General features: G+C 30.1%; 26 protein-coding genes and 1 other RNA gene. 7 read left to right on the top strand and 20 right to left on the bottom strand.

All coding sequences use genetic code 11. The annotated features are described in order from the left end of the window. Nucleotides 1-77: 77 nt before the first annotated feature. Nucleotides 78-317 (bottom strand): hypothetical protein, encoded by a 240-nt coding sequence (locus JK634_RS14620; protein WP_202768411.1) that lies wholly within the window; start codon nt 315-317, stop codon nt 78-80. Between the two features lie 316 nt (nt 318-633). On the opposite strand from JK634_RS14620, the gene JK634_RS14615 reads away from it, so the two are divergent. From JK634_RS14615 to JK634_RS14600, 4 genes are all read left to right on the top strand, one after another. Beyond that, complete coding sequence (locus JK634_RS14615; protein WP_202768410.1) at nt 634-1,062, top strand: hypothetical protein; 429 nt, start codon at nt 634-636, stop codon at nt 1,060-1,062. A gap of 52 nt (nt 1,063-1,114) precedes the next feature. Next, nucleotides 1,115-1,303: a YvrJ family protein gene (locus JK634_RS14610; RefSeq protein WP_202768409.1), complete on the top strand. Its 189-nt coding sequence runs from the start codon at nt 1,115-1,117 to the stop codon at nt 1,301-1,303. Between the two features lie 79 nt (nt 1,304-1,382). Continuing rightward, nucleotides 1,383-1,607, top strand: a complete 225-nt coding sequence (locus tag JK634_RS14605) for a DUF1659 domain-containing protein (protein ID WP_202768408.1) — start codon at nt 1,383-1,385, stop codon at nt 1,605-1,607. A gap of 43 nt (nt 1,608-1,650) precedes the next feature. Beyond that, nucleotides 1,651-1,869, top strand: a complete 219-nt coding sequence (locus JK634_RS14600) for a DUF2922 domain-containing protein (protein ID WP_202768407.1) — start codon at nt 1,651-1,653, stop codon at nt 1,867-1,869. 202 nt (nt 1,870-2,071) lie between these two features. Here the strand turns inward: JK634_RS14600 and JK634_RS14595 are convergent, their stop codons facing one another. From JK634_RS14595 to JK634_RS14545, 11 genes are all read right to left on the bottom strand, one after another. Beyond that, nucleotides 2,072-2,383, bottom strand: coding sequence for a hypothetical protein (locus JK634_RS14595; protein WP_202768406.1), 312 nt, complete (start codon nt 2,381-2,383; stop codon nt 2,072-2,074). A 144-nt stretch (nt 2,384-2,527) separates the two neighbouring features. Continuing rightward, the gene (locus JK634_RS14590; protein ID WP_202768405.1) at nt 2,528-2,908 is read right to left on the bottom strand and encodes a hypothetical protein; all 381 of its coding nucleotides are present in this window, start codon (nt 2,906-2,908) and stop codon (nt 2,528-2,530) included. 73 nt (nt 2,909-2,981) lie between these two features. Further along, on the bottom strand, nt 2,982-4,214 hold the full coding sequence (locus JK634_RS14585) for a hypothetical protein (RefSeq protein WP_202768404.1): 1,233 nt from the start codon (nt 4,212-4,214) through the stop codon (nt 2,982-2,984). Nucleotides 4,215-5,612: 1,398 nt separating this feature from the next. Next, a complete protein-coding gene (locus tag JK634_RS14580) occupies nt 5,613-5,858 on the bottom strand; it encodes a hypothetical protein (RefSeq protein WP_202768403.1) in 246 nt (81 codons plus the stop codon). A gap of 65 nt (nt 5,859-5,923) precedes the next feature. Then, a complete protein-coding gene (locus JK634_RS14575; protein ID WP_202768402.1) occupies nt 5,924-6,445 on the bottom strand; it encodes a hypothetical protein in 522 nt (173 codons plus the stop codon). Nucleotides 6,446-6,694: 249 nt separating this feature from the next. Then, the gene (locus JK634_RS14570; RefSeq protein ID WP_202768401.1) at nt 6,695-6,910 is read right to left on the bottom strand and encodes a hypothetical protein; all 216 of its coding nucleotides are present in this window, start codon (nt 6,908-6,910) and stop codon (nt 6,695-6,697) included. A gap of 253 nt (nt 6,911-7,163) precedes the next feature. Continuing rightward, a complete protein-coding gene (locus tag JK634_RS14565; RefSeq protein WP_202768400.1) occupies nt 7,164-7,898 on the bottom strand; it encodes an ATP-binding protein in 735 nt (244 codons plus the stop codon). Next, nucleotides 7,840-8,772, bottom strand: a complete 933-nt coding sequence (locus JK634_RS14560) for a phage replisome organizer N-terminal domain-containing protein (protein WP_202768399.1) — start codon at nt 8,770-8,772, stop codon at nt 7,840-7,842. The genes JK634_RS14565 and JK634_RS14560 overlap by 59 nt, the downstream gene beginning before the upstream one ends. Before the next feature lie 182 nt (nt 8,773-8,954). Then, on the bottom strand, nt 8,955-9,164 hold the full coding sequence (locus tag JK634_RS14555) for a helix-turn-helix domain-containing protein (RefSeq protein WP_202768398.1): 210 nt from the start codon (nt 9,162-9,164) through the stop codon (nt 8,955-8,957). A gap of 1 nt (nt 9,165) precedes the next feature. Further along, nucleotides 9,166-9,381, bottom strand: coding sequence for a helix-turn-helix transcriptional regulator (locus JK634_RS14550; RefSeq protein ID WP_202768762.1), 216 nt, complete (start codon nt 9,379-9,381; stop codon nt 9,166-9,168). Between the two features lie 74 nt (nt 9,382-9,455). Then, nucleotides 9,456-9,692: a helix-turn-helix transcriptional regulator gene (locus JK634_RS14545; RefSeq protein WP_202768397.1), complete on the bottom strand. Its 237-nt coding sequence runs from the start codon at nt 9,690-9,692 to the stop codon at nt 9,456-9,458. 181 nt (nt 9,693-9,873) lie between these two features. Here JK634_RS14545 and JK634_RS14540 point away from each other — a divergent pair, with 181 nt between their 5' ends. Together JK634_RS14540 and JK634_RS14535 are read left to right on the top strand one after the other, a co-directional pair. Beyond that, a complete protein-coding gene (locus tag JK634_RS14540) occupies nt 9,874-10,257 on the top strand; it encodes a helix-turn-helix domain-containing protein (RefSeq protein ID WP_202768396.1) in 384 nt (127 codons plus the stop codon). A gap of 362 nt (nt 10,258-10,619) precedes the next feature. Beyond that, a complete protein-coding gene (locus tag JK634_RS14535; RefSeq protein WP_202768395.1) occupies nt 10,620-11,789 on the top strand; it encodes a tyrosine-type recombinase/integrase in 1,170 nt (389 codons plus the stop codon). A gap of 68 nt (nt 11,790-11,857) precedes the next feature. Here JK634_RS14535 and rnpB read toward each other — a convergent pair. From rnpB to JK634_RS14495, 8 genes are all read right to left on the bottom strand, one after another. Then, nucleotides 11,858-12,202: RNase P RNA component class A (gene rnpB / locus JK634_RS14530), an RNA gene on the bottom strand. Between the two features lie 68 nt (nt 12,203-12,270). Further along, nucleotides 12,271-12,606 (bottom strand): hypothetical protein, encoded by a 336-nt coding sequence (locus JK634_RS14525; RefSeq protein WP_202768394.1) that lies wholly within the window; start codon nt 12,604-12,606, stop codon nt 12,271-12,273. A gap of 94 nt (nt 12,607-12,700) precedes the next feature. Continuing rightward, nucleotides 12,701-13,495, bottom strand: a complete 795-nt coding sequence (locus JK634_RS14520; RefSeq protein ID WP_202768393.1) for a Nif3-like dinuclear metal center hexameric protein — start codon at nt 13,493-13,495, stop codon at nt 12,701-12,703. After that, on the bottom strand, nt 13,492-14,181 hold the full coding sequence (locus JK634_RS14515; RefSeq protein ID WP_202768392.1) for a tRNA (adenine(22)-N(1))-methyltransferase: 690 nt from the start codon (nt 14,179-14,181) through the stop codon (nt 13,492-13,494). The genes JK634_RS14520 and JK634_RS14515 overlap by 4 nt, the downstream gene beginning before the upstream one ends. A gap of 12 nt (nt 14,182-14,193) precedes the next feature. Next, nucleotides 14,194-15,081 (bottom strand): PH domain-containing protein, encoded by an 888-nt coding sequence (locus JK634_RS14510; RefSeq protein WP_202768391.1) that lies wholly within the window; start codon nt 15,079-15,081, stop codon nt 14,194-14,196. A gap of 121 nt (nt 15,082-15,202) precedes the next feature. Beyond that, a complete protein-coding gene (rpoD, locus tag JK634_RS14505; protein ID WP_202768390.1) occupies nt 15,203-16,315 on the bottom strand; it encodes an RNA polymerase sigma factor RpoD in 1,113 nt (370 codons plus the stop codon). Nucleotides 16,316-16,341: 26 nt separating this feature from the next. Further along, nucleotides 16,342-18,120, bottom strand: coding sequence for a DNA primase (dnaG, locus tag JK634_RS14500; protein WP_202768389.1), 1,779 nt, complete (start codon nt 18,118-18,120; stop codon nt 16,342-16,344). A 206-nt stretch (nt 18,121-18,326) separates the two neighbouring features. Then, nucleotides 18,327-19,355, bottom strand: a complete 1,029-nt coding sequence (locus JK634_RS14495; protein WP_202768388.1) for a deoxyguanosinetriphosphate triphosphohydrolase — start codon at nt 19,353-19,355, stop codon at nt 18,327-18,329. A gap of 252 nt (nt 19,356-19,607) precedes the next feature. Between JK634_RS14495 and JK634_RS14490 the strand changes: the two genes are divergently transcribed. Next, complete coding sequence (locus JK634_RS14490; protein ID WP_202768387.1) at nt 19,608-20,672, top strand: CotS family spore coat protein; 1,065 nt, start codon at nt 19,608-19,610, stop codon at nt 20,670-20,672. Nucleotides 20,673-20,713: the final 41 nt, after the last annotated feature.

Here is a 20,713-nt window from a genome sequence, read left to right as displayed (position 1 = left end):
TATTAACATCATTACTTAGTCATATTCAAAATATGAACATAAAAAAAATAGATGCCCCTCAAAGCATCTATTCTCCTCTAAAAACTAAATGTCCCCACAACCCCTGTGGTTCTATCATAATATTCCTTTGAAATCTCCTCTATTCCACTGCATATCTTTTTCAAATTGCACCCTTCACATCCATCTACAATATTATTTTCTAAAAGTGAGCAACTTAAGTTATCTTCATAAGTTGAATTCTTTATTGCAAGAGCTATTTGCATTTTGTCAAAACTTTGATTACCTTCAGAAATTACAGTTATCCTATCTTCAATCATATTAACACCTTCCTGTATTATATATTTTTGTGATAAATCCCTCATACCTTAATAATCCATCACAAAATATATATGCTTTAATCAGGAATTTTTAAGGCAATATATGAATTTATAAAGAAAAAAATATAAATTTAAATATTTAAATAAAGCTTTAAATATTAGAACTTAACCATAAAAAAATATAAAAACATAAGAATATATAGTTTCTATGCTAGTTTAAGGAGTTTTAAACTAACAAAAATTATAAAATCCCATTAAAAACTTCTTATTTTTTCATATATCTAATTTAGAATAGAAATTTTAAAGGAGAACTAAAATGGCTAAAAAGAATTCAAAAAAATCTATGAGTACCGATGATTTATCATTTGAAGATAATTATGAAGAAAATGGTTTTAGTAATGTGATAGTAGGCACTCCATTATCAAACTTTTCCTTCTGTAATGAAAGCAACCAATCTATTCCACCTATAGCTCCGAAAGAAATGCCCTCACCTAAAAATACAAAAGCTGAAGGATTAATTGATAATCGTGTAGGAAAACCTACAGCATTTGGTATGACTCCTCCTATTGATGGAGAAGCTTTTGAAATTAAGCGTACTTATGCCTTTAGAAAATCAACTGTAAGAAAACTTAATGAGCTTAAAGCTCAGCATCCAGATATCAATGCTTACCTTAGCTCCATACTCGATGCTGCAGTTAATCATTATTATAATCATATTATTTTTGAAAATGGGGTTCAAAAATAATAAAAATCACTTTCTTCGCCATATATCTTATATGAGAAGGAGGTGATTTCATATGGAAGTAAATGAACTTATTAATCTAATTGGTAATGTAGGGTTTCCCGTTGCCATTAGTGCTTATTTGTTGATTAGACTTGAGAAAAACATCACAGGGTTAACTTCATCCATAAATAAGCTTAATACAATAATTTCAACTAAACTTGGAGTTGTTATAGATAATGGAAATGACGATAAAGTTGCATAATATTTTTTCTGAAAATCCAACAATACTTTGTCTTTTAGCATATATCTTTTTTGAATACATTTCAAAGGAGGTGCTATATATGGCTGTTAATAAGGTTTTAAATTCCATTTCTCTAAGTATAGAGGTTCAAAGTGGAACTGATGCTACTGGCCATCCAGTTTACAAAAAGAAGAGTTTTTCTGGAGTTAAACTTGATGCTGCTGCACAAAATGTTTTTGATGTAGCTGAAGCTGTGAAAGCAGTTTTAAGTAATCCTACTAGAGATTATTTCTTAAGTGAAACATCAAAAATCTCAAACATCTAGTATTTTAAAATCATAAATCTAATTATAGAAAGTAGGTGAAATTATGGAATACTCATTAGCAATGACCTTTGTTACATCAAGTGGGGACAAGATATCAATGACTGTTACTGGAGTTAGAAGCGATATCTCTCAAGCTGAAGTATCAACTTTGATGGATACAATTATAGCTAAAGATATCTTTTTAACTAAGGGTGGATCATTAACTGCAAAATACGCTGCTCAATTAACTGAAAGACAAGTTACTAAATTTGACGTTCAGTAATTATATATTTCCAAATAAAAGAGTTCAGCTTTCATGCTGAACTCTTTTATTTAGTTCTAATTAAAATAAAATCCAAATATTGCATATAATTACACCATATGGTATGATTAAATAGTTAATCATTCGAGTCTTTCCTTTAATCAGGAAAGCATAAGAGAAGATGGTGCACACATCTTCTCTTTTTATTTTCTTATGTTCTAATTTATATAATCTCTACAATGTCTATTGAAACTCCATAAGCATTAGTAAGTGCTTTTACTAATTCATCTTCTTCATGATATTCCGTATTATCTACTATACTTTGATCGTCATATAATTCCTCATTATCTTCATTAAATAACATTACATGTTCAATTCTATATATGCCAATCATTTCTTTAGGTTGCTCTATTGATAACTCAATGTGGCCTATTTTCCCAATAACATTCGGTAAGCAATTGTCATCTGCAACCAAAACCTCACCATTACTAACTATAATTGTTCCTTCACCTATATACTTATCTGCTTTTGTCATACCAAATTTCCTTTCTCATTTACTTTTTAGTATCATTTTTTAACATTTATTTTAATTTTCAAAACATAAATTACTATTTATAATACTCAACTTTAAATTGGAATTTGACATTGATTAATTTGAATTATAATAATACTATTACTTCTACAAACTGGCATTCTCTTTCCACTTGTAAAGGTCATTCTCGTCGACAGTATAATAAAAACTATCATCAGCCTTTTTATATTCGTTCACATGAATTTTCTCAGGCATATTCTTTTCAAGCTTTTCTACCCTTTTCGCTGTTAACTTGCCTACGGCATCCTTAAAAAATCTATCTACCCAAATTTCACCATTACAACCATTTATTTCTACCATAAGTATAAGTCTAGATGGAGCAATTTGTTTTTCCCATCCGCACCCCTGCTGCAGATGCACTTTACCTTTCTCAAAATAACTTTTTCCAGGAATGCCTCCTCCAGAGATGCCTTGTCCAATACTGTAGTTACCAGCTTCATAACGCAATGAAATGCATTTTGCTTCCATTATAGTCACCAATCCTTTCTTTATCTTATTGATTCTAATATAAAATAAATATTCCTCATTGGCGACGGAAAGATTATTTATTTGATGTGTCCGACAACTTTTGCTTTTCTATTCTATCCTTAACTTTCATAATTTCATCTATAGTTCGCTTATCCAATACAACATCAGTATAGGTATCTCCCAGAATATCTTTTATAGCAGCTTTGTCTGCTTGTACTGCAGTTTCAATAAAGCGAATCAATCTGTTAAAATCCGCTGGAAATATATCTGCTTCATTTGATACAATTTGAGATTTTACAATCTTATCAAGAGAATCCAGAATTTTGCCTTCAAGGTAATCATGTGAATCCAATAATAAGTGAGCTTTTTCCATTATATTTCTATACCGGCAATCATTTGATACTTTTTCTTCTATTTGATTTAAGATCATATATATTTCATGGTCTTTTAGTCCAGTTATGTCATATAGTTTCATTGCCATATATGCAGTCGGATATGATAGCAACTCATTATCAGAGACATATTTATACTCTTTATTATGAACCTTTGAATAAATTAACTTTATCATCAACGAATCCAGCATATCATACTTAAATAAATCATCTTCTACACCTTCTTGTTTCACTGAATCTTCATCATCCTTCGCAAACATACATCTTATTAGTTTTATTCTCTCTTCCCATTCATTCATCCATCTTCTAATTGCCACAAGTCTATCCAAACATTCTATCATGAACTGATACCTCATTACAGGTTCAGAATTATACATTGTATTTATCAATCCAGCCAACTCATTATTAATACGCTTTGATAACCGTCCTTCAACGAGCGCATTTAAATATGAGGGATCTTCCATTATATCTTTTTGCATATCTGGCTCAAGATACTTTGACACATTTTCAGCAATCTGCTCATGCAAGACGATTCTCTCTGACAACTTTTGGTCATTCTTTTTTCCACCAAAATACTCTGTATCTAAAAATGATAACAATAAACCATGATATTCTGGTTTAAACAAATATGGGCTATTGGTTTCATTTCCATCTTTAAAATCAGAATCCTTCAGTAGCCCTTTGCTCATCCTACACAACTTCTTAATGTAGCGTCGAATAGTCTTTTCCGACATATCTCCATCAGACAATTCTCTCTTACGACTTAAATATACAGCGAGTTCCTCAGCTGAAATAGATTCTTTACCGATTTTTGCTTCAACATTTTTATAATGTATTTCTTTCTTTTTAGTTTCTTCTATATGGACATTTTCACCTGAATTTGCAATCTTATCACTTTTTCTCGTCTGTGGCATAATAAACTCTCCAATCCTTCCAGATATATAATATCATCGCATCTATGTGTCTAATAAGATATTAATCTCCTCATCATAAGTCTCTACAGGTTACCATTATTTTTATATTGTACAAATAACTTTTACTTCATGACATATTCGATTCATCTATTAATTACATTATATAAAAGACAGATGACATAGTATATAAATAACTACAGTTTTCAATATTGTTTTATTGAAATAAAAGTTATTTTTTCTATTTTCGTGTTATTTTGTAGGGGGTGGGTGGGAGGTACAAAATAGCTCGAAAACTCTAATTCATTCTCATCATTAGTTTAATTCAGCCAAAAGGACCCATAAGGAATACCTAAAAAAGACCCCAGTGAAATACAAAGAAAGGGTGGACTTGTCTTGCTGTGAAATCTTATATGGACATGTCTTTTTAATGCATGTCCATGAAAGATTTCTGCAGGGAGCATGTCTACCCTCACGCACTCTGCCGGGGACCCAAATAAAGGACCAGCTAAAGTCGTATAGTTCTTAGTTTGTAGAAGGCTCGGATTTAAAGGAGAGACTTATGCAAGCTTAGAAATACTAGACAGGAGCTTGTACTTTTTGGGGTGGCAGTTAAAGTGCCAAAATCTAAATATATTGGTAATGTATCAATAGTGTATATACTAATATCATACTATACTTATTCCTGTTATAAATTAATAGCACTATAACAACTAAATGAACTTCAATGGTACAAGCTTTCTTTTTTCTTTTTTTACTTTGGACAAGCTTATTTTTGTCCCCCAAAGGAATACCCCATAAAACAAATATACGCTTGTCCAAAGATTCCTTTATGGTACCAAGGTCAAATGGTTCACTTGTATAAGTTGGTCCATATGACAAAGATAATAAAATACAAATATATATGTTGTAGCCAACAAGAACCTTTTACCGAATTACGCCTAAGCGGATTATCTGCTTTGGACTAGATTATCTGCTACTCCAAATAAAGCTGCTCCGGAGCAGTAGCTGATAAGGTTGTCCAAAGTTTCCTTATGGGTATAGTTCAAATAGTTCTGCTGAAAACTATATAATCATAAATAAATTAAATAAGAGGATTAGAAACAAAGAACTTTTTGAACTATGTTATAGTCTATGCCTTTAGACTAAAGTGAAATATTTTTAAAACCTCCTTTGAATTACTTCATTATACTTTGGCTGGACAACAACATTAAATAATAAATAAGCACATCATTTTTGTAATAAGTAGTAAAAAATCATATTATTCATATATGATTTTGAATAATATGATTTTGGAATTTTTATTTTCTTTTTAGGAGTTTATATTAAGTTATAAATTTGAATTTACCTTGCTTTGTATTTTTCAAATTGAACCTAAAGTCACATTACACAATTTACAAACTACCATTTACCAAGTGCTTTCATTAGCTCCTCATGTGTGTAGCCAAATCGATAGTCCTCATCAAAACCTCGTGATAAATAGATATCTGCTGCATCCCATAAGCTAAGCGTTTCTCCGTTATCATCATCTTCTTCATCAGGTTCTCCAAAAGCAATAACACGACCACAGGTAGGACATTTCCAATCTCCGTTACCTATATATTCCATGTCAACCCCACAACCTTTACCACATCCATAAGATACCATATTATATCCTCCTTTTAATTATTTGCGAGTTTCAAATTACAGCTTTGCATATTTTTTACACACTCTTATTCATTTTGGTTTTCAAAATCTTTGCTAGACGAGTCGTTTTCGTCGGGATACCATGCAAAGTTTTGCTCTCCACAATTTTTGCAAATAATGTATGCCTTTTGACTATTGTCTTCACTTTCCGGAACGTATGTTGATCCATTTAGAGGTTGACCACAATATATGCAAGTACCTACATGACTCAATTCGACGGATTGCAGAGCGTTTTTTTTAACTTTATTTTTTTTACTTATGTGTTTATAAGCAAAGTACCCACCTACAGTAGCAACTAATCCAATACCCAAAGCGATTAACGCATTTTTACTAATACCCTTGGTATTGAGCTTTTTCGGAATTAGATTCTTTGGATTCTGTCTTGTTACTATTTTAGTAGTAGCTTTATCAGTGTTCTCAGAAACCAGTGCTGAAGAATAATCAACAACGTTCTCAGCTATTTCAGGAACATACTTAAATGTGCCGGGTTTGTAACCACCATCAGTATATTGATTACCGAAAAAAGGATGCCCAACAGGAATTCCCATATAAACTCACCTCAATAAATTTCATTTTAATAGTTTCTTCGACCAATTAGATGTATCTCCTAATATCGCTCCCACAATAAGTGCAATAAGCGGAAGCGAAGCTGTAAGTAGCACAAAACATCATCATGTTTTTCAGTCGGTTTGCCACCAACAGATAATCCGGAAACAGTATTTGTAACATCCTGAACCTTTGGGGAATTATCATCATCAAGTATGTCGCAAAGCACTTGAGGAAAATCCCAAGCTTAATTATCGACACTCAATTATTAAATCTTTTCCGCAGACACCACAAACTTGATCCGTTTCGAAACCGCTATCAATTTTGTCAACGTCACCAGCTCCGATGGTTATTAGTTCACCAGTGTTATAATGACAGTATGGACAAGTATAATCGATATTAACCATAGCTCCTGTTTCATCTTTAATAATTACTTCCCGGTTTGTTGCAATAGTTCTCTTCGTCATAATTAGTCCTCCAAATTCTGATTTGTACAATAAGTGTTTATAAGTTTTCATCATAATTTAATAAACATCGCGATAAATTAATATTTACCTATTAGTAAATTATAACATATTTCAATATCACATTATTAAATTTTCAAGAACATATTTGATTCACAATATTTTCAGTGTTAAACCTAATCACCTTATAAAAAAGCAGGATTTCTCCTGCTTTAATCATACTGAATCTCTAGTTTCATTTAAGATCTTCCCTCTTCTACCTAAGTCTATAATTATTTTCCTTACCTTTTCCAATCTCCATTATATAATCCTTACTCATTTCATATATCCTTGAACCAATTGCCTCATCAATATAAAGAAGCTTATCTACAACACATTCAGTACTTACGATGATTGGAAGATTATTTAAGTATCTGTAATTCAAAATTTCAAAAATTATACTTATATCTGATTCACTGATCTTTCCCTTAAACAAATCATCAATTAGAAGCACTTCTGCCAGCTGATATTTTGAAATAATTTTCTGATAGTATTCATCATCCATTATATTTTGCTTAATCTTCATAATGGCATCTCTATACGGCATGTACACAACCTTGACATTCTTCCTCAAAAAGTTCAAAGCTAAAGCAATGGACAAGTGAGACTTTCCGCTTCCAACTTGTCCACAGAAGAGGATGCTGTTTTTTCTTGTTCTTCTTATTGAGTTAAAATCCTTATAATATGCTAAAGCTATATCTTTAGCTCTTCCTGAACTTTCATTCCATATGCAAAAATTTGAAAATGTAAGATTACTTTGTTCTGTTTTTATTCCTGATCTTTCCCAATCAGTTTTTATTCTATCTAATTCTCTGCAGCTACAACTAATAGCTATTGGAGCGCTATGTTCTTGAGGTGCTAATATCCACCCAGTATCATTACACTTTCCACAATTATAAGATTTCTTGACTAATTTCTCTTCGCTCCTCTTCTGAAAGCCTTCTTCCTTCATGTTGTTTGTATTGATATTTCTCTCCTTGATCTGTTTCAATATCCTCTCTAGTGCCTCCATTAAAAGTAGTATCTCCTTTCATTGGATATCCTTCTTTAAGCCAATTTCTTAAAATGCCATTAATATAAGTAATGGTGAGTTTATTTTTTTCTAAAGCAGTATCTATTGCCATCTTTACATAATCAAATCCGTGATTTGCTATAGCCACCTTTAGTGCTGATAATGATACTTCTCCTATATTCCCTGCTATGTTTTGAAAATAAGAGAGAAGATTTAGAGAGAGTTCATCTAAATTCATGCTTTTACTATTAACCTTCTTTTCCTTTTCTTTCTCTTTATCTTTATACTCTAATTCTAACTCTTTAACTTTATCCTCTCTCTCTTTCTCTGGAGGATGTTTGCCAAAAATTGTCCCATTAGTTTTAGGTACATCATCAGGACACGCTTGTGACATTTGTCCATCAGTAGAACTTTTCCCTTGAACTATTAATAGTTTTTCTTCTTCTATTTTTTCTCTATATAGTCTCTTTCTATCTGCTTCACTGCTTGATTTTCCTATAAAGCTCTGTATGTTCATCAAATATATTGTTCCATCATCTAAACGTTCTATAAGCTTCATAGAATTTAATATATTAAGACCACTTTTAACAATATCGATATTTAAATTTGTTATTGTTGAGATCATCTGTTCATCGTATGGTATAAAATCATTGAATTTAAGTGCTCCATCAAACTTTAAAGATTTTAAATATAACTTAATTAACAAATTCGAGTAGAATATTCCATTAGGTAAACTTTCTAATATCCTTATTTCTTCAGTATCAAAAAAGTTATCCTTTAATTTTAAATAGTAATAGCGCTTATTATCTGCCATCTCCTCTTCCCCCCCATTAAAAATAAAACCACTTGAAGTTTTTTAAGCCATTCCAAGTTGGTTCTATTTTCATATTTTCACATCTTCGAATGTACGCTTGTAAGATCTTAATATTCAAAATCATTCTCTCCTTAACTTTAGCTGTAGATACAATATGATTTTTCTAAAAAGTCTCTTTTTTATTAAAAAGTTAGTTCTTTAACATCATCTAAATTTGATAAATCATTTCCTGTGTTCTCTTCTAGAAATCTTAATAACTCACTCCTAGTGACTTTCATACTTCCAAGTTTTAATCCTTGAAGCCTTCTCTTCTTAAGCAATTCATAAACTGCATTTTTATTTATTTTCAATAGTTCAGATACTTCTGAAACTGTATAAAGTATTTGTTCCATCTTAATCTCCCCACTTCCATAATTCTTCATTAATTAAATCATTAGGCGTAATTTTTAGAGCCTTACATAGTTTACATACTACTTGAATTCCTGGATTATCATATTTCCCTTCCTCTAGTTCAGAAATATAACTTCTTGCAACTTTGCTTTTATAACTTAATTGACTTATTGATAACTTGTTTATTTTTCTATATTCTTTTGTTTTTAAAATCATCAGAAATTCCTCCAAAGAACAAATTCCTAGCACCCATCTTTTCCCTAGTTTTTTAGTTTGCAAATTGTATAAACTATCTATAAAACTTTATTTAGCAAATTGCCAATTCTATTGTTAAAAAAAATTTCATCCATAGTTACGTTTGGTACTTTTGCCTTTATTATATCTGTTATAGAAACCATTTCACTTTGATTAAACTCTTTTTTACCTGTTTCCTTATGATTATAAGTTGTAAGGCTTACTCCTATTTCTTGTGCCATTTGAAGTTGAGTAATATCAAGCATTTTTCTATAAGCTACTAATTTTTTATTCATCTATCCACCTCCATATTAAATTTTAACCTTAGCAATTTGCTAATATTTATATTTTTATACTAACTTAGCAATTTGCTAATGTCAATAAAAGTTTTATAATTTTCGCAAAATAATATACACTTTGCTAAATTATATTTTAATTTATTAGCATATTGTTATAATTGAGAAAGGAGGAGATTTTATGGATAGTTTTGGTAAAAGATTAAAACAATTAAGATTAAATAAAGAATTAACTCAAGCACAATTAGGAAAGATATTCAATGTAACAAATGTTGGTGTTGCTAAATGGGAAAGCGATGATAGGTTTCCTGATAAAGGTATGTTAATTAAATTAGCAGATTATTTTGACGTATCCATAGATTACCTCTTATGCAGAACTGATAACCCTGAAGCAAAAACCTATAAAGCTAATGTAAATGGTGATGAGATAGAGGTTGAAATACATAAAAACTATCCTCATGATTTGTCACCTGAAGAAGTAGAACTATTAATCAATCAGTTAAGAAACGTTGGTTTTGATGTAGATAAGTTAATTGAAAAGGCTAAAAAAGAAAAAAATATGTAGTATTGATATATACAATACTACATATTTTTTCTTTCTCTGTTTTATGACAAATTTATTAAATATTTCCAATTATGTTTGCACATGTTAATTGTTTTCGTTATATTATGTATAATAGTATAATATTTGTTAACGATTCTTTAATAACTTTTTATTGTGCTAAAATTTTAAAAATCAGAGCATTCAATTGTATTTGGTTATACTGGGGGGATTATTGTGCTGGAGGCGAATATCTTATGTATTAAAGTAAATGGAAACGTTGTATATATTAAAAATAAAGAAGTTGACTGTATACCGAAAGGGGATAATATTACCAGTGGGAAAAACTCGGCTAATTCTTTAGAATTGGATACGGAGGTGTTAATATGCAAGGAAGTGTGAGGAAAAAGGGATCAAAATGGTATTATTCCTTTGAAGTTTCAGAAGTAGATGGAAAGAGGAAGCGCATAGAACGAAGTGGTGGAAATACTAAAAAAGAAGCACTAGAGGCTCTAAATGATGCTATGTATAAATATAATAACGGTTATGTAGAACCTAAGAAACTAACATTTGATGAATATATAACTGATTGGTTAGAAAACTTCATTAAAGAGAATAGAAAAATAAATACTTATGAAAGATATAAAGAATTATATAAAAATAATATAAAGCCACATTTGGGCAATATATTATTAAAGGATTTAAAAGCCATCCACATAGAAAATGCTCTTCAATCTGAAAAAAAGAAGAAATTAAAAAATGATAAAAATTTAAGTAACTCTACCCTACAAGCAATATATGGAGTAATTAATTCTTCTCTTAATAGAGCTGTAAGGCTACAAGTTATTAATGATAATATGTGTAAGTTCGTTGAAAGGCCTAAAAGAGATAAATTTACTGCAAATACATTAACTATTGAAGAATTCAACTTACTACTTAATAAACTTGATAAAGACAGCTATGGAGATTATATGTTTCACTTAGCTTTACTTACAGTCTTAGAACTTGGGTTAAGACGTGGTGAATTAGCAGGATTAGAATGGGATGATATTGATTTTGAGAACAATGTTATAAAAATAAAAAATAATCTTATCTATACAAACAATAATGTTCTTTTGGGGACTCCTAAGACTGAAGAAAGTAAAAGGAGTATATATATATCCAATGATTTATTAGAAAGATTAAAAAAACATAAAATAGTTCAATCTACTAATAAGCTGAAATATGGTAATTTGTACGAAGAAAATATGTTTAATGATGAAAAGAAGAATTTTATATTTACTTGGGAAAGTGGAAAATATGTTCATCCTAATTACTTTACTTTAAAGTTTAGTAGATTAATTAAAGATTTAAATATAAATAAAAAAGTAAGATTTCATGATATTCGCCATACCAATGCAACCTTACTTCTTCAACAGGGTATTGATTTCAAAGTTATCCAATCGCGACTTGGTCACTCAGATATCAGCACAACCCTAAATATATATTCTCATGTTTCTACAGACATGCAAAAGTCTGCAACTGAAAAATTATCAAGTTTAATTACTTATTATTAATAAATAAATCAATGTAGGAAGAATGTCGGAAGTTTTCGCTTCTCTTCTTCCTGAGCACTTGATTTAACAAGGCGAGATAAGTCTATAAGCCGAGTTCTGTATTTGACAATCATCTATCTAGGCCTATTGTTACCAATAAGCTCAAGCGACACACCCAGAGGCGGGACGGGCAATCCCATATGCCTCTCTATTCGGTCTTGCTCCAGGTGGGGTTTACATAGCCATATAGTCACCTATATGCTGGTGAGCTCTTACCTCACCTTTCCATCCTTACCTAGCAAAAAACTAGGCGGTATATCTCTGTTGCACTTTCCTTAGAGTCACCTCCACTGGCAATTAACCAGCACCCTGCCCTACGGAGCTCGGACTTTCCTCTCCTAGTTAAAACTAGCAGCGATTGTCTGGCTTACTCGCAAGAATTATCTTAACATATATATTTTCCTTTTGCAAATTATTTTATTTGGAAAAATTTTTGGAATAATCAGCAAAATTCTAAAGCTATAATTAATAACATTACTAATATTATAGCTGAAAGCCTAAGTCCACAAAAAACTAGAAACAAAAATAAACCTATATATATCCCTAACTTTATTGATCCAAAGCGCCTTCTTCCACATCCACAACCTCTAATGCCGCCGAGCCCAAACCCTCTTAAAAACGAATTAGAAAATCCACTAAAGCTTTTTTTAACTTTAGACGGGTTATAATTATCTTTAACATCATGAAAAAACTTCTTTGACTCTTCAGTTAAGTCATCTATTGTTCCTCTCATATAGCCAATACCAGGCTTATACCTACTATCTTTCTTTTTTCCCATTTTTCCCTCGATAAATATATTGTTTTTATATATTATGATTACTTTATCTATTGTTATTATAATATAATAAAAAAAGCTTAGAATTTTTTCTAAGCTAAAAGAAATCATAAGGATCCATAGTTTTTTTAGAAATAATTATTTCTACTTTACTTTCTAAATTTTGTTTTATTTTCTCAGATAAGGCTACAAATACTGGCCATTCACTTCCATAATGGCCTATATCCATTATATTAACACCCATCTCTCTATAATCACTAGCATAATGATATGTAGTATCTCCAGTTATTATACAATCTACATTTTTACTATATGCTAACGCGAAGAAATCTTGACCACTTCCATTTATTATCGCTATCCTCTTAATTGGCCTATTATTGCCTATTACACATCTTAAATTTCTTATTCTAAGTGAAGATTTTATTCTATTATTTAATTCTTCAAGAGAAATCCCCTCACCTAATTCTATTATTCTTCCAAGTCCACTTTCATTGAAACCCTTAATATTAATTGGACTCATTATTTCTTTACTCTCAAAACCCAATAATTCAACTATCTTATCATTTAAGCCGCCTTTTACTGAATCAAAATTAGTATGACTCGAATATAAGCTTATATTGTTTTTAATTAAAGATATTATCTTTTTACCAAGCAAAGTATCATCTGTTATACTTGATGGCTTTCTAAAAAGCAACGGATGATGAGTTATTATTAATTCAGCCCCCAATTCTTTTGCTTCCTCAATAACTTCAAGAGTAGCATCTAAGGCAATAAGTATTTTAGATACCTCTGCTTCTCTACTTCCTACCATAAGACCAACATTATCATAATCCTCTTTTAAAAATGGTGGTGCTATATTCTCCATCACATCAATAATATCATTTACCTTCATATAGCAATCTCCTTTATCCTCAGAATCTTCTTTTCTATCTCGCTTTTTCTAATTCTTGCTCCAGGACTATCATCATTTATATATGAAAGAATTGCTGTATATTTACTTATTTTACTTTCTGCAAAATCTTTAAGTAATTTATGTTTATCCTTTATAAGTATTGGACTAAATTCATAATCAAATGCATCCATATTATCATTTATTGCTTGTTCACTATATCTTACTTTAAATACTTCATAAAAAATACCATCTTCAAAGCATAGGTCTTCCTTTATTATTTCAAAGGAATTATTATATAAAAATTCCCTTAAAATTTCTGGATTTTGAGCAGGCATTAAAATCATGTATTTAAAATACTTCACTTTATTAATATCCTGAATGATTATATCTCTAATCAAATTTCCGCCCATTCCAGCCATAATTACTGCTTCAACTTCTTTTTCCTTTACAGTATTAAGACCTGCCCCTAATCTGCATTCTATCTTATCTGATAACCCAAGTAGTCTAACATTTCTTTCTGCTTTCTCCTTTGGTCCTTTATTAATATCAGATGCAATAGCAAAGTCTACTATTCCATTTTCAACTGCATGAATTGGTATATATCCATGATCTGTTCCTACATCAATTATACTTTGGCATTTATTCATATTTTGAATTATACACTTTAATCTTTGGCTTAACTCCATAATTACTCCTGCCTACATGAAATTATTTAATATTCTAATCTGAACTATTAGAAATGTTAATGCAATTGCTAAAGATATATAAATATATTTGTATGCTGATTTCTTATCATATTTTGCGTGAAAATATGATGCATAATACATACATACAAGAATTATCATATTCAATACCCCATATGACATTTGCTTAAAGGCAAAATTTTTGCCTGTCCCCTGTACTAATGGGTAGAAATTCGAATCAAAACTTAACGGCATTTGTACAGGAAGTTTATTGCTAAGATATAAAAGGAATGGTACTAATATCATAACAATAATTATTATTGTTACTAAGATGAACGGAATAAATACCTTCTTATCTTTATAAATTTCGGTATGTTTATTTTTGTTTATTTTAAACGTCTTAAATTCTTTTCCTTTTGTTTTAAGTGAATCTACAAATTCATTAGCTTCAATTGGTGATATTGCATAAGACATACTATTTGTATGAATGTATACTAATTCACTGCTTGACGTTGCAAACATATGTGTTACACCTACATTCTCTATTACATACCTTCCAAAAGCATATCTGAATCTTCCAAAGCCTGTTAACTTAAAACCTTTTATGGCTCCTGATACTGTATAGTATCCATCTATTGTATTAAAATCTATATTAATCTTTCTTATACCGAATAAAGTACTTATAACTATTCCTCTTTCATTAATAAAATACTTTAGTGATCCTGTTAGAAATATATAATATAAACAATATATATCAAACATTCCTACTAATACTTTAAATAAATTTATCTCTACATACGAATCCACAAATTTAGACATTAAAAATAACGCAGCATTTGCTAGTATTAAATATATAAATATTTCAAGTATAACTATACTTTTTTTAGGTTTAAATTCCTTCATGAAAATCACCTCAAATTTTATTATAGCATAGTATTATAAAAAAATCTTATAAAATGCCTGTTGCAGTAATTTTTTTCCATATGTTATTAAAAAAATTAGCACCCTAAAGGTGCTAATTTTTTTAATCTAAATAGTCTTTTAATTTTTTACTTCTGCTTGGATGTCTTAACTTTCTAAGAGCCTTAGCTTCAATTTGTCTAATTCTTTCTCTTGTTACGTTAAACTCCTTACCAACTTCTTCAAGAGTTCTCGCTCTTCCATCATCTAAACCAAATCTAAGTCTTAACACCTTTTCTTCTCTAGGGGTTAAGGTATCTAAAACATTAATTAATTGCTCTTTAAGCATTGTGAATGCAGCTTGCTCAGCTGGTGCTGGAGCATCATCATCTGGAATAAAGTCTCCTAAGTGAGAATCTTCTTCTTCTCCTATTGGAGTTTCTAAAGAAACTGGTTCTTGAGCAATTTTTTGTATCTCTCTAACTTTTTCAACTGGCAAATCCATAACCTTTGAGATTTCCTCTGGGAAAGGATCTCTTCCTAATTCTTGTAGTAATTGTCTTTGAACTCTTATTAATTTATTAATTGTTTCAACCATATGAACTGGTATTCTAATAGTCCTTGCTTGGTCAGCTATGGCTCTAGTAATCGCCTGTCTTATCCACCATGTTGCATATGTTGAAAACTTAAATCCTTTTGTAAAGTCGAATTTTTCAACGGCTTTGATTAATCCTAAATTTCCTTCTTGAATAAGATCTAGAAATAACATTCCTCTTCCAACATACCTTTTTGCTATAGAAACAACCAATCTCAAGTTAGCTTCTGCAAGTTTTTTCTTAGCATACGGATCACCGTTCTCTATTCTTTGTGCTAAAACTATTTCTTCTTCTGAGGACAATAGCGGAACTTTACCTATTTCTTTTAAATACATTCTAACTGGATCATCAATTGCAATACCTTCTGGAATTGTAAGTTCTAAATCCTCTTCAATTTCAGTCTCACCAATATCACCCATTACCTCGATACTCATAGACTCTAATACTTCATATATCTTTTCTATTTGTTCTGGACTTAAATCTATCTCGTCTAACTCATCCATAATTTCTTTATAAGTAAGGGTTCCATTTTTCTTCCCTTTTTCTATAAGTTTTTTAACAACCGTCATTCTAGCACTTTTATCTTTTAATTCCACACCTTTATCTTGTTTTCCCACTGCTTTCGTTACTTTTTCAGTCATTTATTTACCTCCTTCCGCTATCTCCACTAACCTCTTTTTAATCTTTTGAGCTCTATATCTATATCTTTTAACTCTTTTGCTAAGCTAATTGTTTCCTCAAACACGCCTTTATCTTCACTTTCCTTTAGACTTCTTTTTACATCTTCTTTTCTTATATCAAGTCTATGTTTTCTTATGTTGTATATATAATCTTTTATAGATGTTTCCATATTCTCATCAAAGATATCCATTTCTTCAATCTCAATCCATTCCTTCTGAGCATCTACTGTTTTACAATTATTTTCAACATAGCTTTCTAACCCATTCTTCTTTTCAGTCTTTGCAATTACTATTAATCCATATATTTCCCTATGAGCTTTAAGTATTAATTCACTCTCAGTAATATTCTCAAGGATAAAGTTGAAATATTCATCCTTAAGCATTAATTTAAGTAATGCTCTTTCGCCTTTTAAGTATGCAGGCTCTATATATGATTTTGTTCCATTTTCTTCCTTATTATTCATAGAATACTCTTCTTTTTGGAATTTCGTCATATTATCAGAAAGTTGGTCATATAATGCCTGTTCTCTTATACCTGTTTCTTCAGATATTTTTTTCACATACACATCTTTTTCTACTGGATTTAATTCTGCTAAAATCTCCGTAACTCTTTGACTATACAGTATTACATCTTCATTATTTGAAAAATTAATTCCTTCCTTTACTTTTTTAAGCCTATACTCAATTAGAGGTAGTGCTCCTTCAATTAAATTCATAAAGGCTTCTTTTCCATTACTTCTAATATATTCATCAGGATCTTTACCTTGTGGTACTGTTAATACTCTTACATCGAAGCCTGCATTTTTTAATATATCCAATCCTCTTAATGTAGCATTCTGACCTGCTAAATCAGCATCATAAGATATTATTACTTTGTCAGCATATCTTTTCATTAATCTAGCTTGATTTGTCGTAAGAGCAGTTCCTAATGAGGCTACCGCATTTTTGATACCATGTTGATGCAAAGAAATACAATCCATATATCCCTCAACTATTACAAAGTATCTTTCTGGAAGACCATCTTTTATTGCAAAATTTAGTCCGTAAAGATTTGTTCCCTTTGAGAAAATAAGACTATCTGGAGAATTTAAATACTTTGGTTTAGAGTCATCTAGTACTCTTCCTCCAAATCCAATAATCCGTCCCCTAAAATCAAAAACTGGGAACATCACTCTGTTTCTAAACCTATCATAATAGTTACCTGTTTTTTCTGACTTAATGATAAGTCCTAATGATTCTAAAATCTCTTCTTTGTATCCTTTTCTTTTTAAGAAATTCATTAAATTATTCCATTGATTTTTGGAAAATCCTAACCCAAAACTTCTTATAGTCTTAATTGATAAACCTCTATTTTGAAAATAGCTCATAGCCTCTTTATCATTAAAGAGATTAGAAAAATAGAATCTAGCTGCCTCTGTATTAATCTTATACATTAATTCTTTTTTACTTGCAGCTGCACTATTCTCTTTATTTTCTAAATTCAGAGGAATGTTAGCTCTATCGGCCAGAATTTTTAATGCTTCAATAAAGTCTAACTTTCTGCTTTTCATTACAAATGTAATAACATTGCCTGCTTCTCCACAACCAAAGCATTTATAAATTTGTTTATCCTGTGATACGGAAAAGCTGGGGGATTTTTCACTATGAAATGGACATAATCCCGTGTAATTTCTACCAGATCTCTTAAGCCTTACAGTTTCTGAAATGATATCAACAATATCATTTTCTTCCTTGATTCTCTCAATGAGTGATTCTTGAATCTGCAAGGAGTTCCCCTCCTTACTATTAATTTTTTTCAACAATTTACTTTATATTCGACAAAAAAATATTAATTCCTTCATAAAAAAATTTTTTTTATTATTTTTTTAAAAATTTTACTGAAATATAATTAAAATATTTTAGTGATAATTATTAATTTTATAGCGACAACACTTATTTTACCAATAATTCTATAGTATTATTCCTAATTTTTTTAGTAAATTACAAACTTTGGAACATAAATGTTATTGAACAAATTTAAGCAATAATCATCACTCATTCCGGCAATATAATCTGCAACTCCTCTATGAAGCCCTTCTGTCTCAGCTATATTCCTATAAATTTCCGGCATTTCATCAGGATTTTTATAATAATGATTAATTACATGCTCTAGTACAAACTTAGCTTTATTTCTCTCTACTTTTAACACATCACCTAAATATACATTTTGAAACATAAACTTTCTAAGTTCTGCCATAGCTGATCCTATTTCTTCACTTAAGCTCACTTTAACTATTCCTTTTGATATATTATCTAACGTGTTATTGATACAATCATTAACCAAAGTTTCTATTCTTTCACCATGACAATCACCAAGAACTTTTATCAATTCTTTAGGCAGCATATCTTCAGTCAATAAACCCGCCCTGATTGAGTCATCTATATCATGATTTATGTAAGCAATTTTATCACTATATTTAAGCACCTGTCCCTCTAATGTCTTAGCATCAGCCCTTCCATTCGAGAAGCCACTATGATGTAAAATTCCATCTAAAACTTCTTCAGTGAGATTCAAGCCTTCGCCATTCTTCTCTAATCTTTCAACAACCCTAACACTTTGTTCATTGTGTCTAAACCCACCAGGCAAAAACTTAGCTAACACCTCTTCTCCATTATGTGCAAATGCTACATGCCCTAAATCATGTCCAAGTGTCATCGCTTCAACTAGAGTCTCATTTAAGCCTATACCAGCTGCTATTGTTCTCCCAATTTGTGAAACCTCTAGTGTGTGAGTAAGTCTTGTTCTATAATGGTCTCCGAAAGTTTTAATGTATACTTGTGTTTTATGCTTAAGTCTTCTAAAAGATTTCGAATGAAGTATTCTATCCCTATCTATCATATAATCAGTTCTAGTCAAATCTTTTTCTTCTTGCATTTTTCTTCCCTTTGTCTTTTTGGAGAAGGAGGCTTCATTTATTAGAGTCAACTCTTCATTTCTTTCTATTTTTTCTCTTATATTCATATAATTCACCTCTTATTAATTTATTCTATATGAAACATTAAATTCCTTCATTTTTCTCTTATATATAGTTTATAAAAACAATAATATTTATGTATCTATATGCAAAAATCATATTGCATCTCATGGTGACGAAGTGTAAATTATTTAGTGCATTATATCTCCTTTAATTATATTTTAATTAATTATTATTAGAATAATTTTAAAAACCAACTAATATCTTATAAATATAAGCATTTAATAAGGAGAGGTTTTATGCCAAAGGAAGCTCTTAAGAAACAGGCTCAACTCTTAAGTGTTGAAGAAATAAAAGATAACATCTTGTCCCACTATAATATTTATAGTTGTGAAGTTACCCCAGTTAAATTTAAAGATACCGAAAAGCAACGTGCAGTTTTTAAAATAACCACTGACCATGGAGATTTTTGTTTAAAAAAAGTTTATTATAATGAAATGGATTTGCTATACGTTTATTCTGCTATCGAGTGGTATAGTAAAAAAGGAATTATTGTTCCGAAACTTTTACCAACTAATTCAAAAGGTAGATACGTTATTTATAAAGGAATGATTTTCATATTGACACCTTGGCTTACTGGAGAGAAATGTGACTTTGATAACCTAGAACAAATTATACTATCTATTCAGAATTTAGCTTTAATGCATAATTGCGGCAAAAACTTTATTCCTATTAATGGCTCAAGCATAAGAAAAGGTTTTGATAATTATTACATATCTATTCAAAAGCACTTTTCTGATTTGATAAAATGTTCAAACTCTGCTTTTAATTATAAAGATAAATTTTCAAAAGTATTCTTAACACATTTTGATGATAACCTTATGTTAGCTAAACAATCCTTAGAGATATTATCCTCTGTAAATAATAACAACTTAACTGTATCTCTATGTCACGGTGATTATGTAAACAAGAATATACTTATCTCTGAAGATAACGTTGTTAAAGTAATTGATTTCGATAAATGTAAATACGATTATGTTGCAAAAGATCTATCCTACTTTTTAAGGAGACTTCTTAAACGAAATAACACAAAATGGGATCTAGAACTAGCTATATCTTGTCTCAATAATTATATTTCAGTTAATCCATTAACAAAAGATGATATTAAGTATATTCTAGCCTATTTAATATTCCCTCAAAAGTATTGGAAGTTATCTAGAGATTACTATAAGAATATAAAGAAATGCAATAAAACCTCTTTTATGACTCTGCTATTAAAAGTTGTAAATAAAACTGACTATCAAGTTAGTTTTTCAAACTCAATTATATCTGCTATGAATAAATATTATAACCTAGAAATTTAAAGGCTTCAAGAATTAATCTTGAAGCCTTTTAATTTATTACA

It is taken from the genome of Clostridium paridis, assembly GCF_016765615.1.
Lineage (GTDB): Bacteria > Bacillota > Clostridia > Clostridiales > Clostridiaceae > Clostridium_T > Clostridium_T paridis.
Note: the sequence above shows the minus strand (reverse complement) of the source record. Positions and strands in the feature narration are given on the sequence as shown.

What these genes read in the sequence shown, in the direction of transcription:
- JK634_RS14495 (WP_202768388.1), bottom strand. Translation starts at nt 19,355, where the DNA reads ATGAATATAAGAGAAAAAATAGAAAGAAATGAAGAGTTGACTCTAATA.
- JK634_RS14515 (WP_202768392.1), bottom strand. Translation starts at nt 14,181, where the DNA reads ATGGAGTTAAGCCAAAGATTAAAGTGTATAATTCAAAATATGAATAAA.
- rpoD (WP_202768390.1), bottom strand. Translation starts at nt 16,315, where the DNA reads ATGACTGAAAAAGTAACGAAAGCAGTGGGAAAACAAGATAAAGGTGTG.
- JK634_RS14490 (WP_202768387.1), top strand. Translation starts at nt 19,608, where the DNA reads ATGCCAAAGGAAGCTCTTAAGAAACAGGCTCAACTCTTAAGTGTTGAA.
- JK634_RS14565 (WP_202768400.1), bottom strand. Translation starts at nt 7,898, where the DNA reads ATGAAGGAAGAAGGCTTTCAGAAGAGGAGCGAAGAGAAATTAGTCAAG.
- JK634_RS14520 (WP_202768393.1), bottom strand. Translation starts at nt 13,495, where the DNA reads ATGAAGGTAAATGATATTATTGATGTGATGGAGAATATAGCACCACCA.
- JK634_RS14540 (WP_202768396.1), top strand. Translation starts at nt 9,874, where the DNA reads ATGGATAGTTTTGGTAAAAGATTAAAACAATTAAGATTAAATAAAGAA.
- JK634_RS14620 (WP_202768411.1), bottom strand. Translation starts at nt 317, where the DNA reads ATGATTGAAGATAGGATAACTGTAATTTCTGAAGGTAATCAAAGTTTT.
- JK634_RS14600 (WP_202768407.1), top strand. Translation starts at nt 1,651, where the DNA reads ATGGAATACTCATTAGCAATGACCTTTGTTACATCAAGTGGGGACAAG.
- JK634_RS14590 (WP_202768405.1), bottom strand. Translation starts at nt 2,908, where the DNA reads ATGGAAGCAAAATGCATTTCATTGCGTTATGAAGCTGGTAACTACAGT.
- JK634_RS14555 (WP_202768398.1), bottom strand. Translation starts at nt 9,164, where the DNA reads ATGGAACAAATACTTTATACAGTTTCAGAAGTATCTGAACTATTGAAA.
- JK634_RS14525 (WP_202768394.1), bottom strand. Translation starts at nt 12,606, where the DNA reads ATGGGAAAAAAGAAAGATAGTAGGTATAAGCCTGGTATTGGCTATATG.
- JK634_RS14560 (WP_202768399.1), bottom strand. Translation starts at nt 8,772, where the DNA reads ATGGCAGATAATAAGCGCTATTACTATTTAAAATTAAAGGATAACTTT.
- JK634_RS14535 (WP_202768395.1), top strand. Translation starts at nt 10,620, where the DNA reads ATGCAAGGAAGTGTGAGGAAAAAGGGATCAAAATGGTATTATTCCTTT.
- JK634_RS14575 (WP_202768402.1), bottom strand. Translation starts at nt 6,445, where the DNA reads ATGGGAATTCCTGTTGGGCATCCTTTTTTCGGTAATCAATATACTGAT.
- JK634_RS14570 (WP_202768401.1), bottom strand. Translation starts at nt 6,910, where the DNA reads ATGACGAAGAGAACTATTGCAACAAACCGGGAAGTAATTATTAAAGAT.
- JK634_RS14610 (WP_202768409.1), top strand. Translation starts at nt 1,115, where the DNA reads ATGGAAGTAAATGAACTTATTAATCTAATTGGTAATGTAGGGTTTCCC.
- JK634_RS14510 (WP_202768391.1), bottom strand. Translation starts at nt 15,081, where the DNA reads ATGAAGGAATTTAAACCTAAAAAAAGTATAGTTATACTTGAAATATTT.
- JK634_RS14605 (WP_202768408.1), top strand. Translation starts at nt 1,383, where the DNA reads ATGGCTGTTAATAAGGTTTTAAATTCCATTTCTCTAAGTATAGAGGTT.
- JK634_RS14615 (WP_202768410.1), top strand. Translation starts at nt 634, where the DNA reads ATGGCTAAAAAGAATTCAAAAAAATCTATGAGTACCGATGATTTATCA.
- JK634_RS14595 (WP_202768406.1), bottom strand. Translation starts at nt 2,383, where the DNA reads ATGACAAAAGCAGATAAGTATATAGGTGAAGGAACAATTATAGTTAGT.
- JK634_RS14545 (WP_202768397.1), bottom strand. Translation starts at nt 9,692, where the DNA reads ATGAATAAAAAATTAGTAGCTTATAGAAAAATGCTTGATATTACTCAA.
- JK634_RS14580 (WP_202768403.1), bottom strand. Translation starts at nt 5,858, where the DNA reads ATGGTATCTTATGGATGTGGTAAAGGTTGTGGGGTTGACATGGAATAT.
- JK634_RS14585 (WP_202768404.1), bottom strand. Translation starts at nt 4,214, where the DNA reads ATGCCACAGACGAGAAAAAGTGATAAGATTGCAAATTCAGGTGAAAAT.